The following is an 11,751-nucleotide window of genomic DNA, read 5'->3' on the forward strand; positions in this document are numbered from 1 at the left end:
CCCCACCCCACCCCATCGAGAGCCGGATCCTCCGGTCCCCCACCCCACCCCATCGAGAGCCGGATGACTCCGGCTTGAGGAATCCGGCTCTCGGAGGCGGATGGGGCCCATCGTCCGGAGGAATCCGGCTGTCGGCGCGGGAGGGGGCACATTCTCTAGAGGAATCCGGCTGTCGGCGCGGGAGGGGGGCACATCCTCTAGAGGAATCCGGCTGTCGGCGCGGGAGGGCGGGGGATGGGGGTGGGGGTGGGGGGTCAGGTGAGGCCGGCGTCGTGGACGCACAGCGCGATCTGCACCCGGTTGCTCGCCTCGAGCTTCGTGAACAGGCGCCCGATGTGCGTCTTGACCGTCGCCAGCCCGAGGTAGAGCTCGGCGGCGATCTCGGCGTTGGACAGCCCGCGGCCGATGGCCACCGCCACCTCCCTCTCCCGGTCGGTGAGCCGGGAAACCCGCTCACGGGCGTGCTTCTCGCGGGTGTCGTCGGGTGTGCGCGTGGCCGCGGTGATGACCTGGGCCGTGACGCTCGGGGAGAGCATCGGCTCCCCGCGCGCGACGCGGACGACCGCGTCGACCAGCTGCGCTGGCGGGGTGTCCTTGAGGAGGAAGCCGGCCGCACCGTGACGCAGGGCCGTGAGCACCATCTCGTCGGTGTCGAAGGTCGTGAGGACGATGACGCGCGCGCTCGAGCCGCGCTCGGTGAGCCGACGCGTCGCGGCGAGCCCGTCCAGGCCGGGCATGCGGATGTCCATGAGGACGACGTCGGGCCGCTCCCGCTCGACGACGGTCAGCCCCTCGTGCCCGTCACCCGCCTCGCCGACGAGCTCGACGACGTCGCTCCCGCCGAGCATGAGCCGCAGACCGGTGCGGACCAGGGCGTCGTCGTCGACGACGACGACGCGCACGCGCGGCGCGCTCACCTGCTCTCTACCCACGGCAGCCAGCATCGCACGGTGAAGGAGCCGCCCGGCCCGGCCGCGTGCTCGAGCACTCCCCCGGCCAGCTCGACCCGCTCGGCCAGGCCGACGAGACCGAAGCCACCGCCCGGCGCCGCTGGCACGGGGCGGCCCCACACCGGCGGCCCGTTGTGGACCTCGATCGTGAGCAGCCCGCCCGGTCCTCCGGCGAGGTGGACGACGACGTCGCTCCCGGGGGCGTGCTTGCACGCGTTGGTCAGCGCCTCCTGGACCACGCGGTAGGCGGTCCGTGAGGCAGTGGCGGGCAGGTCCGCGACGGCACGCAGGTCCCCGCCCGGCAGGCCGCTCGGGTCCAGGGCCGCCTCGACCTGGACGCGGGCGCCGTCGACGAGCTCGCGCACCTGCGTGAGCAGCGGCTGCGGTGGCTCGGCCCGGCCGCCGTCGACGCTGACCTGCCCACCGTCGGCGCGCAGCACGCCGAGCACCTCGCGCAGCTCGGTGAGGGCGAGGTGCGCGCTGCTCTGGATGACACCCGCGGCCTCCGCGGTCTCCTCCGGGGAGAGGTCGGTGCGGTAGGCCAGCGCGCCGGCGTGCATCGCCACGAGCGAGATGCGGTGGGCCAGGACGTCGTGCATCTCCCGGGCGATGCGGGTGCGCTCAGCCTCCCGGGCGGCCTCCGCCTTGAGTGCCTGCTCGCGCTCGGCCGTCTCCGCACGCACCCGGAGGGTGACGAGCAGCTCTCGCCGTGCGCCGACGTAGTAGCCGGTGGCCGAGCACGTGGCGGCCGTGGCGATCGCAAAGGCCCCGGAGAGGGTGGCGTAGCCGGCGGGGATGACGTCGCCCGCGATGGCGGGGCGCCACAGCAGCTCGTAGACGACGGTCGACCACGCCCACACCACCATGACCGGCACGACCCACTGCCACCGCCGCCAGGTCGACACGGACACCGCGGCCACCGCCGCTGCACCGAGCGACGCCGCGGACACCATCCCGAGCAGCCCGGTGAGCACCGCGGTGAGGAGGGGGTGGCGGCGCCGCAGCGCCAGCAGGCACAGGGCGACGACGCCGAGCGCAGCGTCGAGGAGGATCGCCGCACCGACCCGGCCCGCGACGGCGTCGGACGCGTCGGTCTCGGCGACCGTGATGAGGTCGACGGAGACGACGAGCCACAGCACCAGCCCGATGCCGACGGCGGCGAGGTAGCGCCAGATCCGCGACCAGGGCCGCAACGACGGCGGCCCGTCCGTGCCGACCCTGTGGGGAACCGGCGGTGCTGCCGACCGGGTGACCGGCAGGGGTGGGGCCTGGGGGTGCATGGGACCACCCTAGGGACGGCGCGAGAGGACTCGGTCCACCGCAGGGCTCGCCGTCGTCAGCCGAAAGGTTGACGCCTCCGAGCCGGACCGCCGATCCGCGCGCGGTCGCCGGCCGGAAGTGTGGTCCCCATGATCACCGCAGAGCACCTCACCCGGCGGTACGGCACCCGCGCCGTCGTCGACGACGTCTCCTTCACCGCCCGCCCCGGCAGGGTCACCGGCTTCCTCGGCCCCAACGGCGCCGGGAAGTCGACCACCATGCGCATGCTCACCGGCCTCACCACGCCGACGTCGGGCCGCGCCACCATCCTCGGCTCGCCCTTCCGCGAGCTCGTCAACCCCGGCCGGCGGGTCGGCGTCCTCCTCGACGCCTCCGCCCAGCACGCCGGGCGCACCGGCCGCGAGGTGCTCCACCTGTCCGCGCGGCTCATGGGCCTGCGCCCGGGCCGGGTGGACGAGGTCCTCGCGACCGTCGGGCTCACCGCCTCCGAGGCGGGCGCGCGGACGCGAACCTACTCCCTCGGCATGCGCCAGCGCCTCGGCCTGGCCCACGCCCTCCTCGGCGAGCCGGAGGTCCTCATCCTCGACGAGCCCGTCAACGGTCTGGACCCCGCCGGCATCCGCTGGATGCGGGCGCTGCTGCGCGGCTTCGCCGACGACGGCGGCACGGTGCTCCTGTCCTCCCACCTGCTGCGGGAGGTCGAGGCCGTCGCCGACGACCTCGTCATCATCGGCAGCGGCCGCATCCTCGCCCAGGGCAGCGCCGAGGAGCTCCTCGCCACCCCGGGCACGCAGGTGCGCAGCCTTGACGACGCGCTGCTCGCTCAGACCCTCAGCGCCGCCGGGCACGAGGTGACCCGCGCCGGGACGGGGATCACGACGTCGGCCACGGCGGAGGAGGTCGGCCGGACCGCCCTGGGCGCCGCCGTCGTCCTCACCGACCTGCGGCCCTCGGCCGCCACCGGCCTGGAGGACCTGTTCTTCGACACGACCGCCCAGCACGGGCGAGAGGAGACCGCAGCATGACCGCGACCACCGCCACCCGCCCCTCACCCGCCCGCACCGCTCCCCCGGGCGTCCCCTTCACGCGCCTGGCGCTCGTCGAGCTGTGCAAGCAGGTCGACACCCGCGCCGGCGTGTGGCTGCTCGCGGTGATCGTCCTGCTCAACGCGGGGCTCATCGCGCTCGTCCTGTTCACCGGCGAGCCGCAGATGCGCACCTGGCAGGAGCTGACCATGGCCTCCTCCCTCGCGCAGATGCTCCTCCTGCCGCTCATCGGGATCATGGCCGCCACCGGCGAGTGGTCCCAGCGCACCGCGCTGACGACCTTCACGCTCGAGCCGCGCCGCACGCGGGTCAACGCCGCCAAGATGGTCTCGGCCCTGGGGCTGGGGCTCGCCGTCATGGTCGCCGCGCTGCTGGCCGGGGCGCTGTTCAACGTCGTCGGGATGGTCGCGCTCGACGGTGACGGCTCGTGGGCCCTGGAGTGGTCCGTGCTCGGCGGGATGCTCCTCGCCCTGCTGCTCCTCGTCGCCCAGGGCCTCGCGTTCGGGCTGGCGCTGCTGAGCACGCCGGTCGCGATCGTCGCCTACCTCGCGCTGCCGACGCTGTGGACGGTCCTCACCATGCTCGTCTCCGCGCTGCAGCGCCCGGCGGAGTGGCTCAGCCTCGACTCCGCCATGGGCCCGCTCATGGAGGGCCAGATGACGGCGACGACGTGGGGCCAGCTCGCGACGTCCTCGCTCGTGTGGATCGGGGTGCCCCTCGCCGTCGGCCTGTGGCGCACCGCCCGCCGCGACGTCAGCTGACCTCGCCCCGCGCCCCCGCCCGTTGCGCCGATAGCCGGATTCCTCCAGGAGGAATCCGGCTGTCGGCGGCAGGGGGTTGGGGTGCGGGTGCTCGGCGCGGAGGGGGTGCTGGCGCGGAGGTCAGGGGGTGGGGAGCGGGATGCCGCTCTGGCGGACCGCGTCCTCGACGTGCGCGGCCAGGCCCTGGTGGATCTGCTCCATGGCCCGCGTCATGACCTCGCGGTTGCCGCCCTCACGCTTCCCGGTGTCCAGCACGATCGGCTTGCCGAAGACGACGTGCAGGCGGGCGCGCGGCGGCGGGACGTAGCCGACCTTCTTGCCGGCGGGTCGGGTGCCGAGGCAGGCGACCGGCACGACCGGCGCGTTCCCGTGCACGGCGAGCCACGCGACGCCCGCCCGCGTGGACTGGACGTTGCCCGTCCCGCGGTTGCCCTCGGGGAAGATGCCGACGGCGCGCCCCTCGTGGAGCATCTGCTGGGCGACGGCGAGGGACGCCCGCCCGTGGCGCCGGTCCACCGGGATCTGCCCGGCGAGCGTCATGAGGAACCCGAGCGGGGAGTCCCAGAACTCCTGCTTGATGATGAAGTGCGAGCCGCGCGGGATGGCGCCGTGGAGCAGCGGGCCGTCGATGACGCCGGTGTGGTTGGAGGCGACGATGACCGGCCCGGTGCGCGGGACGTTCTCCGCGCCGTAGACCTTGGTGTTCCACCACACGTGGTCGAGGAACTGGCCCACGCGCCGGGACCAGACCGGACCCCAGCGGTAGATGTCCTCCGCCTTGACCCGGGAGCCACGTGAGGGCTCGGCGGCCGGCCGCGCGGTGCTCACTGCTCCTCCTGCCGCGCCTGCGCGACGACGCGCCGGACCACGGCGAGCGTCTGGTCGATGTCGAGGGCCGAGGAGTCGATGGTGACGACGCCGTCGGCCGCGGTGAGGAAGGTGGAGACCGTGGAGTCCTGGGCGTCGCGGCCCACGACCTCGTCGCGGGTCGCCGCGATGGCCTGGTCGTCCACGGTGCCGTGGAGCTCACGGGCCCGGCGCGCCAGGCGCGCTGCCTCGTCGGCGGTGAGGAGGATGCGCACGTCCGCGTCCGGGGCGACGACGGTCGTGATGTCACGCCCCTCGGCGACGATCCCGCGGCCGTCGCTGTGCCCGCCCGGCTGCCGCTCGGCGGCGATGATGGCGCGCTGCCGCTCCCGCAGCTGGGCGCGGACGTCGAGGTTCGTCGCGACCGCCGAGACGACCGAGGAGATCTCCGAGCGCCGGATCGCGGCCGTGATGTCGACGCCGTCGCACGTGATCGTCGGGTCGCCCGGGTCCACGCCCATGTCGAGGGGCATGACCTCGGTCGCCGCGGCGACCGCGGCGGTGTCGGTGAGCTCGACGCCCTGGCGGCGGCACCACCACGTCGCGGCGCGGTACATCGCCCCGGTGTCGAGGTAGGCCAGGCCCTCCGCGGCTGCGAGCCGCCTGCTGATCGTCGACTTCCCCGAGCCCGAGGGCCCGTCGATCGCCACCGTCACCGGTGCGGTCATTCCGCCACCACTCTCCATCCGCGGGTCGTCAGCTCCTGCTCCAGCTCGGCCGCCGCGGCCGGCACCACCGACAGGTGGGCGATGCCCACCCGGGCGCCGGCCGAGTGCTCGAGCAGGAGGTCCTCGATGTTCACGCCGATCTCCCCGACCTCGCCGAAGAGGCGGCCCAGCTCGCCGGGCTCGTCCGGGACGAGCACCTGGACGGTCGCGTAGCGGCGCGGGGCGCCGCCGTGCTTGCCCGGGACCCGGCCCACGCCGGTGTTGCCGGCGGAGACGACGGCGCTCAGCGCGCCCATCGCCCCGGGTGCCAGCGGCCCGTCGGTGGCGGCGCGGTCGAGGCTGTCGATGAGCGCGTCCAGGTCCGCGCGCAGCTCGCGCAGCCCCGCGGCGACGGGCCCCGCGTTGCCGACGAGGATCGCGGCCCACAGCCGCGGGTCGGAGGCGGCGATCCGGGTGACGTCGCGCAGGCCCTGCCCGGCGAGGGAGAGCGCCGCCTCGGGCGCGTCGACGAGACGCGCCGCGACGAGCGACGCCGCCAGCTGGGGGATGTGGGAGACGAGGGCGACGGCGTCGTCGTGCTCCTGCGGCGCGAGCGGCACCGGCAGGGCGCCGACGTCGAGGGCGAGGGCGCGCACGGCCCCCGCGGCGGCGGGCGAGGCGTCGTCGGCGGCGGAGATGACCCACGGCCGGCCCGCGAAGAGGTCCGCGTCCGCGGCGATCGCGCCGGAGCGCTCCCGGCCCGCCATGGGGTGGGAGCCGACGTACCGGGTGCGGGCGCCGTCGTCGGCCCCCTCGGCGACCTCGGCCGCGATGACGGCCTTGACGCTCGCGACGTCGGTGACGACGGCGCCCGGGTGACGGCGGAGCATGTCAAGGACGACCGGGCCGGCGACGTCGGGCGGGGTCGCGACCACGACGACGGCGGGCTCGGGGCTCGCGTCGTGGACGGGTTCACCCGCGCCCATGTCGCGTGCCAGGGCGAGCGCGGAGGGTGAGGCGTCGGAGAGCTGGACCGGCACGCCCTGGCCGGCGAGGCACAGCGCGATGCTCGTCCCCAGCAGCCCGGTGCCGACGACCTTGACGGGGCCCGTCGTCAGGGGTGCCGCCTGGCTCGTCACGCTCCTGCTTCCTCCCTGCCCGTGGGCCGCCCGGCGCGGCGCCCGGGACAGAGTACCGCCCGGCTCACAGGCCGACGCTCGACATCAGCGTGCCGAGCTCGGTGCCGGAGATGACCCTCGTGTGGCCGGGCTTGAGCTGGCCCAGGCGCACGGTGCCGAAGCGGGTGCGCACGAGGCGCGTCACCGGGTGGCCCACCTGCTCGAGCATGCGGCGCACGATGCGGTTGCGGCCCTCGTGCAGCTCGATCTCGACGACGGACGCGCTCGGCGAGGTCTCCAGCACCGTGAAGCGGTCGGCGTGGGCGGGGCCGTCCTCGAGCGTGATGCCCTCGCGCATGCGGCGGGCCAGCGCGCGTGGGGCCTCGCCCTCGACCGTGGCGACGTAGGTCTTGGCCACCTCGTAGGAGGGGTGCGCGAGGCGGTGGGCGAGCTCGCCGTCGTTGGTGAGGAGGATGAGCCCCTCGGTCCGTTCGTCCAGGCGGCCCACGTGGAAGAGCCGCTCGGCGCGGTCGGACACGTACCGGGACAGGTCCGGGCGCCCCTGCTCGTCGCTCATCGTCGATACGACGCCGGCGGGCTTGTGCAGCGCGAGCGTCACCTTCGTCTCGTCGAGCTGCAGGCGCACGCCGTCGACGTGGATGACGGCGGTGGCCGGGTCCACGCGGGTGCCGAGCTCGTCGACGCGGTGCCCGTCGACGGTCACCCGCCCGTCGGCGATGAGGTTCTCGCAGGCGCGTCGCGAGCCGTAGCCCGCCGCGGCGAGGACCTTCTGCAGTCGGGTTCCTCCGGGCTGGTGCACGTCGGTCATCGCAGGTCTCCCTCCAGGTCGTCCAGGGTGTCGAGGTCGGGCAGGTAGGGGGCGAGCGGGGGCAGGTCGCCGAGCGAGCCGAGCCCCATCCGCTCGAGGAAGGAGGAGCTCGTCCGGTAGAGGACCGCACCGCCGTCGTCGTCGTGCCCGGCCTCCTCGATGAGCCCGCGGGCGAGGAGGGTGCGGACGACGCCGTCGACGTTGACGCCGCGGATCGCGGCCACCCGGCCGCGCGAGACGGGCTGGCGGTAGGCGATGACGGCGAGCGTCTCGAGGGACGCCTGGGTGAGGCGGGCGGTCTGGCCGTCCACGACGAAGCGGCCCACGACGTCGGCGTAGGCCGGCGCCGAGTACACGCGCCACCCGCCGGCGAGTTCGCGCAGCTCGAAGCCGCGCGGACGTCCGCCCCGCTCCCCCGCGTAGTCCGCGGCGAGCTCGGTGAGCAGCTCGCTGACCTGCCCGGTGGGCAGGCCGAGGACGCTGGCGAGCTGGGCGGCCGGCACGGGCTCGTCGACGACCATGAGGATCGCCTCGAGGGCGGCGAGGTGCTCGCGCGGCATGACGTCGTCGGGCACCGGCTCGTAGCGCGGCGCCTCCTGCTCGGCGTCAGTCATCGGTGCGTCCCTCGTCCTCGTCCGTGGCGTCGTAGTCGTCGGCGACGACGACGTCGCCCTCCTCGCTCCCGGACCACCGTACGGTGAGCTCGCCCAGCGGCTGTGCCTGGTCGAAGGTGATGGCGCCCTCACGGAAGAGCTCGAGCAGCGCGAGGAAGCGCGAGACGACGACGGCGGTGGACTCGGCGTCGGCGGTGAGCGCACGGAAGGTCGTGGTGCGGTGGCGGCGGAGCCGCTCGACGATGAGGGCCGCCTGCTCACGGACCGGGACGACGGGCGCGTGGAGGTGGCCCAGGTCCACCTGTGGCGGCCCGGGACGCGGGGCGAAGGCCGCGGCGGCGAGCTGGGCGAGGCGCTCGGGGCCCACCCGGATGACGAGCTCGGGCAGCAGGGCCGCGAAGTGCGGCTCGAGGCTCACCGAGCGCGGGTAGGAGCGGGTGCCGACGGCCCAGCGGCGCTCGAGGTCGGCGGCGACCTCCTTGTACGCGCGGTACTGGAGGAGGCGGGCGAAGAGGAGGTCACGGGCCTCGAGGAGCTCGAGGTCCTCCTCGTCCTCGACGCTGCCCCGCGGCAGCAGCCGGGCGGCCTTGAGGTCGAGGAGGGTCGCGGCGACGACGAGGAACTCGCTCGCCTGGCCGAGGTCCCACTCCGCCTGGCCGGCGAGGTGGGAGATGAACTCGTCGGTGACCCTCGCCAGCGCGACCTCGGTGATGTCGAGCTTGTGCTTGGCGATGAGGGACAGGAGGAGGTCGAAGGGTCCGGAGAAGTTCTCCAGCGTCACCGCGAAGGCGGTGCGGTCCTGGGGCGCGGCGCCGGCGGCCGCTGGCCGCGGGGTCGGGGGTGCGGCCGCAGCCGCCTCAGGCGACGTCACCGCGGGCGACGAGCTCACGGGCCAGGCGCCGGTAGGCGTGCGCCCCGGCGTGGGTGGGGGCGTAGCTCGTGATCGGCTCGAGGGCGATGGTGGCGTCGGGGAACTTGATCGTGCGGTTGATGATCGTGTCGAAGACCTGGTTGCCGAAGCCCTCGCGGACCCGCTCGAGGACCTCACGGGCGTGGAGGGTGCGGCCGTCGTACATCGTCACGAGGATGCCGTCGAGCTCGAGGCGCGGGTTGATCCGCTCGCTCACCTTGTCGATGGTCTCCATGAGGAGGGCGACGCCGCGCAGCGCGAAGAACTCCGCCTCGAGCGGGATCATCACGCCGTGCGCCGCGGTGAGCGCGTTGACGGTGAGCAGTCCGAGCGAGGGCTGGCAGTCGACGAGGATGAGGTCGTACTCGTCCAGGACGGGGCGCAGCACGCGGCTGAGGGCCTGCTCGCGGGCGACCTCGGTGACGAGCTGGACCTCGGCGGCGGACAGGTCGATGTTCGCCGGCACGATGTGGAGGTTCTCCACCGCCGTCTCGTGGATGATCTCGCGGACGTCGGAGCGGGGCTCCATGAGCACGGAGTAGATCGTGCGGTCGAGCTCGTTGGCGTTGACGCCGAGGCCCGCCGAGGCGGCGCCCTGGGGGTCGAAGTCGACGATGAGGACGCGGCGGCCGTACTCGGCCAGCGCGGCGCCGAGGTTGATCGTCGTCGTCGTCTTGCCGACCCCGCCCTTCTGGTTGCACATGGCGATGATGCGCGCCGGTCCGTGGGAGTCGAGCGGCGCCGGCTCGGGGAAGTCGGCGACCTGCCCGTCGCCGGAGGCGTCGATCAGGGTCGGCTGGTGTGCGTCGCTCACCCCTCCACGTTAGTTCGCCGACGGCGTCCGAGGCGAGCGGCACGCGGGAGCACCCCCACTCTCCCCCGCCGACAGCCGGAATCCTCGCCCCTTGGGAGGCCCCGCACTTCCCGCCGACAGCCGGAATCCTCGCCCCTCCGAGGCCCCGCACCTCCCGCCGACAGCCGGAGTCCTCGCCCCGCCGAGGCCCCGCACCTCCCGCCGACAGCCGGAGTCCTCGCCCCGCCGAGGCCCCGCACCTCCCGCCGACAGCCGGAATCCTCGCCCCTCCGAGGCCCCGTCCGTCTCGGGCCCGGGACGACGGACTCCCCTGACAGCACGCGGTGTCAGGGGAGAAGGTCGGCTCTCGGCAGCGGGAGGTGGGGGTCCGCCGGCCGGTCAGGCGCGGTGGCGGCCGGTGGGCTGGTCCGGACCGGGGCTGTCGGCCCCGGCAGCCGTGGTGCCCGAGCCGTGGCTGCTGCCACCGGCGTTGCCGGCCGCGTTGACGCCGTCGGTCCCGCCGGTCGCGTGCGTCGTCGTACTCATGGTGGCCGGGTCCGTGCCGGTGGTACCGATGCGCGCGTCCGCGGCGTCACGGCCCTGCTGGACCTTGTCGGCGTGCTTCCCGCCGGTCACCTTGTTCGCGAGGTCTGCGGCGCCGTCGATCACCTTGTCGCTCGTCTGCTCGCCCTTGTCGCTGCTCAGGGCGTCCTTGGCCTTCTTGGCCATGTCTCCGAGTCCCATGGGTCCTCCTCGGTCGGGGTCCCGCCCAGGATGGGCGCCCCTCGCCGAGCCCGCACCCCGGGAGCGCAGGCCTCTGGCGTGCCGACCACGCCCACCGCCCGCGCGCTGCCGCGGCGTCCGGCTGCCACCGGATCGCCTGGGACGCACCTCCCGTCCGCCGGGAGCCGGCCGGAGGTGCGTCGAGACGACCGGAGGTGCGTCCCAGGCGGAGGCCGGCTAGTTGCGGGCGCGGGGGTGGGCGGTGGCGTAGACCTCGCGCATCGCCTGGACCGTCACCTGCGTGTAGATCTGCGTCGTCGTCACCGAGGCGTGGCCGAGGAGCTCCTGGACCACGCGGACGTCGGCGCCGCCGGCCAGGAGGTGGGTGGCGAAGGAGTGGCGCAGCGTGTGCGGGGAGACGTGCTCCCCGAGGCCGGCGCGCGCACCGGCCGTCTGGAGCACCGCCCAGGCGCTCTGCCGGCTCAGCGAACCGCCGCGCTGGTTGAGGAACAGCGCCGACGTCCCCCGGCCGGCGCGCGCCAGCTCCGGGCGGGCGCGTACGACGTAGGCCTCCACCGCTTCGACGGCGTACCGGCCCACCGGCACCACCCGTTCGCGGCGGCCCTTGCCGAACAGGCGCACCGTGCCGCCGTCGAGGTCGAGGTCGTCGGCGGACAGGCCGACCGCCTCGCTGATCCGTGCCCCCGTGCCGTACAGCACCTCCAGGAGCGCCCGGTCACGCAGCGGCACCGGCCCCTCGCCGAGGGAGGCGGCCTCGAGGAGCCGTTCGACGTCGTCGGTGCTCAGCGCCTTGGGCAGCCGCCGCGAGGTCGCGGGAGCGCGCACGTCCGCGCTCGGGTCATGGGCGGCGTGGCCCTCGAGCACGGCGAAGCGGTGCCAGCCACGGACGGCGACGACGGCGCGACCGGCGGAGGAGACGGCCAGCGCCCGTCCGCCGTCTGACCCGGTGCGCAGCGCCTCGACGTACTCGGCGACGTCGGCGGCGGCCACCTCCCCCAGCTCGCGGCGCCCGCGGACGGTGAGATAGGCGGCGTAGCGGCTGAGATCACGCCGGTAGGCGGACAGGGTGTGCTCGCTGAGCCCCCGCTCCACCCCGAGGTGGGCGAGGTACTCCTCCAGTGCGCGCCCCAGCGCCGGTGCGGTCGAGGGGCCCGGCTGCGCGGCAGACGTCGTCGTCGTGCGCGTCACGTC

At 74.7% G+C, this 11,751-nt stretch carries 13 protein-coding genes; 2 read left to right on the forward strand and 11 right to left on the reverse strand.

The genetic code is table 11. The annotated features are described in order from the left end of the window. Positions 1 to 254: 254 nt before the first annotated feature. A complete protein-coding gene (locus M3148_RS03200) occupies positions 255 to 944 on the reverse strand; it encodes a response regulator transcription factor (protein ID WP_306469887.1) in 690 nt (229 codons plus the stop codon). Then, on the reverse strand, positions 914 to 2,230 hold the full coding sequence (locus M3148_RS03205; protein ID WP_251303199.1) for a sensor histidine kinase: 1,317 nt from the start codon (positions 2,228 to 2,230) through the stop codon (positions 914 to 916). The genes M3148_RS03200 and M3148_RS03205 overlap by 31 nt, the downstream gene beginning before the upstream one ends. A gap of 129 nt (positions 2,231 to 2,359) precedes the next feature. Here M3148_RS03205 and M3148_RS03210 point away from each other — a divergent pair, with 129 nt between their 5' ends. Both M3148_RS03210 and M3148_RS03215 read left to right on the forward strand, forming a co-directional pair. After that, positions 2,360 to 3,256: an ABC transporter ATP-binding protein gene (locus M3148_RS03210; protein ID WP_251303200.1), complete on the forward strand. Its 897-nt coding sequence runs from the start codon at positions 2,360 to 2,362 to the stop codon at positions 3,254 to 3,256. Next, entirely contained in the window at positions 3,253 to 4,038 is a 786-nt protein-coding gene (locus tag M3148_RS03215; RefSeq protein WP_251303201.1) for an ABC transporter permease, read from the forward strand. The genes M3148_RS03210 and M3148_RS03215 overlap by 4 nt, the downstream gene beginning before the upstream one ends. A 120-nt stretch (positions 4,039 to 4,158) precedes the next feature. Here M3148_RS03215 and M3148_RS03220 read toward each other — a convergent pair whose 3' ends face one another. From M3148_RS03220 to xerD, 9 genes are all read right to left on the reverse strand, one after another. After that, entirely contained in the window at positions 4,159 to 4,866 is a 708-nt protein-coding gene (locus M3148_RS03220) for a lysophospholipid acyltransferase family protein (RefSeq protein ID WP_251303202.1), read from the reverse strand. Continuing rightward, positions 4,863 to 5,573: a (d)CMP kinase gene (cmk, locus tag M3148_RS03225; protein ID WP_251303203.1), complete on the reverse strand. Its 711-nt coding sequence runs from the start codon at positions 5,571 to 5,573 to the stop codon at positions 4,863 to 4,865. Before cmk ends, M3148_RS03220 begins: the two co-directional genes overlap by 4 nt. Then, on the reverse strand, positions 5,570 to 6,691 hold the full coding sequence (locus tag M3148_RS03230) for a prephenate dehydrogenase (protein ID WP_251303204.1): 1,122 nt from the start codon (positions 6,689 to 6,691) through the stop codon (positions 5,570 to 5,572). The genes cmk and M3148_RS03230 overlap by 4 nt, the downstream gene beginning before the upstream one ends. Before the next feature lie 64 nt (positions 6,692 to 6,755). Beyond that, positions 6,756 to 7,499, reverse strand: a complete 744-nt coding sequence (locus M3148_RS03235) for a pseudouridine synthase (RefSeq protein ID WP_251303205.1) — start codon at positions 7,497 to 7,499, stop codon at positions 6,756 to 6,758. After that, entirely contained in the window at positions 7,496 to 8,113 is a 618-nt protein-coding gene (gene scpB / locus M3148_RS03240) for an SMC-Scp complex subunit ScpB (RefSeq protein ID WP_440136890.1), read from the reverse strand. The genes M3148_RS03235 and scpB overlap by 4 nt, the downstream gene beginning before the upstream one ends. Further along, positions 8,106 to 8,984, reverse strand: coding sequence for a segregation and condensation protein A (locus tag M3148_RS03245; RefSeq protein ID WP_440136891.1), 879 nt, complete (start codon positions 8,982 to 8,984; stop codon positions 8,106 to 8,108). Before M3148_RS03245 ends, scpB begins: the two co-directional genes overlap by 8 nt. After that, on the reverse strand, positions 8,971 to 9,837 hold the full coding sequence (locus M3148_RS03250; protein WP_251303206.1) for a ParA family protein: 867 nt from the start codon (positions 9,835 to 9,837) through the stop codon (positions 8,971 to 8,973). The genes M3148_RS03245 and M3148_RS03250 overlap by 14 nt, the downstream gene beginning before the upstream one ends. Before the next feature lie 378 nt (positions 9,838 to 10,215). Further along, complete coding sequence (locus M3148_RS03255) at positions 10,216 to 10,560, reverse strand: antitoxin (RefSeq protein ID WP_251303207.1); 345 nt, start codon at positions 10,558 to 10,560, stop codon at positions 10,216 to 10,218. Between the two features lie 216 nt (positions 10,561 to 10,776). After that, on the reverse strand, positions 10,777 to 11,748 hold the full coding sequence (xerD, locus tag M3148_RS03260; protein ID WP_440136892.1) for a site-specific tyrosine recombinase XerD: 972 nt from the start codon (positions 11,746 to 11,748) through the stop codon (positions 10,777 to 10,779). Positions 11,749 to 11,751 lie beyond the last annotated feature (3 nt).

Origin of the sequence: Georgenia satyanarayanai, assembly GCF_023715365.1 — a bacterium.
GTDB lineage: Bacteria > Actinomycetota > Actinomycetes > Actinomycetales > Actinomycetaceae > Oceanitalea > Oceanitalea satyanarayanai_B.

What these genes read in the sequence shown, in the direction of transcription:
- M3148_RS03200 (WP_306469887.1), bottom strand. Translation starts at nt 944, where the DNA reads ATGCTGGCTGCCGTGGGTAGAGAGCAGGTGAGCGCGCCGCGCGTGCGC.
- M3148_RS03205 (WP_251303199.1), bottom strand. Translation starts at nt 2,230, where the DNA reads ATGCACCCCCAGGCCCCACCCCTGCCGGTCACCCGGTCGGCAGCACCG.
- M3148_RS03210 (WP_251303200.1), top strand. Translation starts at nt 2,360, where the DNA reads ATGATCACCGCAGAGCACCTCACCCGGCGGTACGGCACCCGCGCCGTC.
- M3148_RS03215 (WP_251303201.1), top strand. Translation starts at nt 3,253, where the DNA reads ATGACCGCGACCACCGCCACCCGCCCCTCACCCGCCCGCACCGCTCCC.
- cmk (WP_251303203.1), bottom strand. Translation starts at nt 5,573, where the DNA reads ATGACCGCACCGGTGACGGTGGCGATCGACGGGCCCTCGGGCTCGGGG.
- M3148_RS03235 (WP_251303205.1), bottom strand. Translation starts at nt 7,499, where the DNA reads ATGACCGACGTGCACCAGCCCGGAGGAACCCGACTGCAGAAGGTCCTC.
- scpB (WP_440136890.1), bottom strand. Translation starts at nt 8,113, where the DNA reads ATGACTGACGCCGAGCAGGAGGCGCCGCGCTACGAGCCGGTGCCCGAC.
- M3148_RS03255 (WP_251303207.1), bottom strand. Translation starts at nt 10,560, where the DNA reads ATGGGACTCGGAGACATGGCCAAGAAGGCCAAGGACGCCCTGAGCAGC.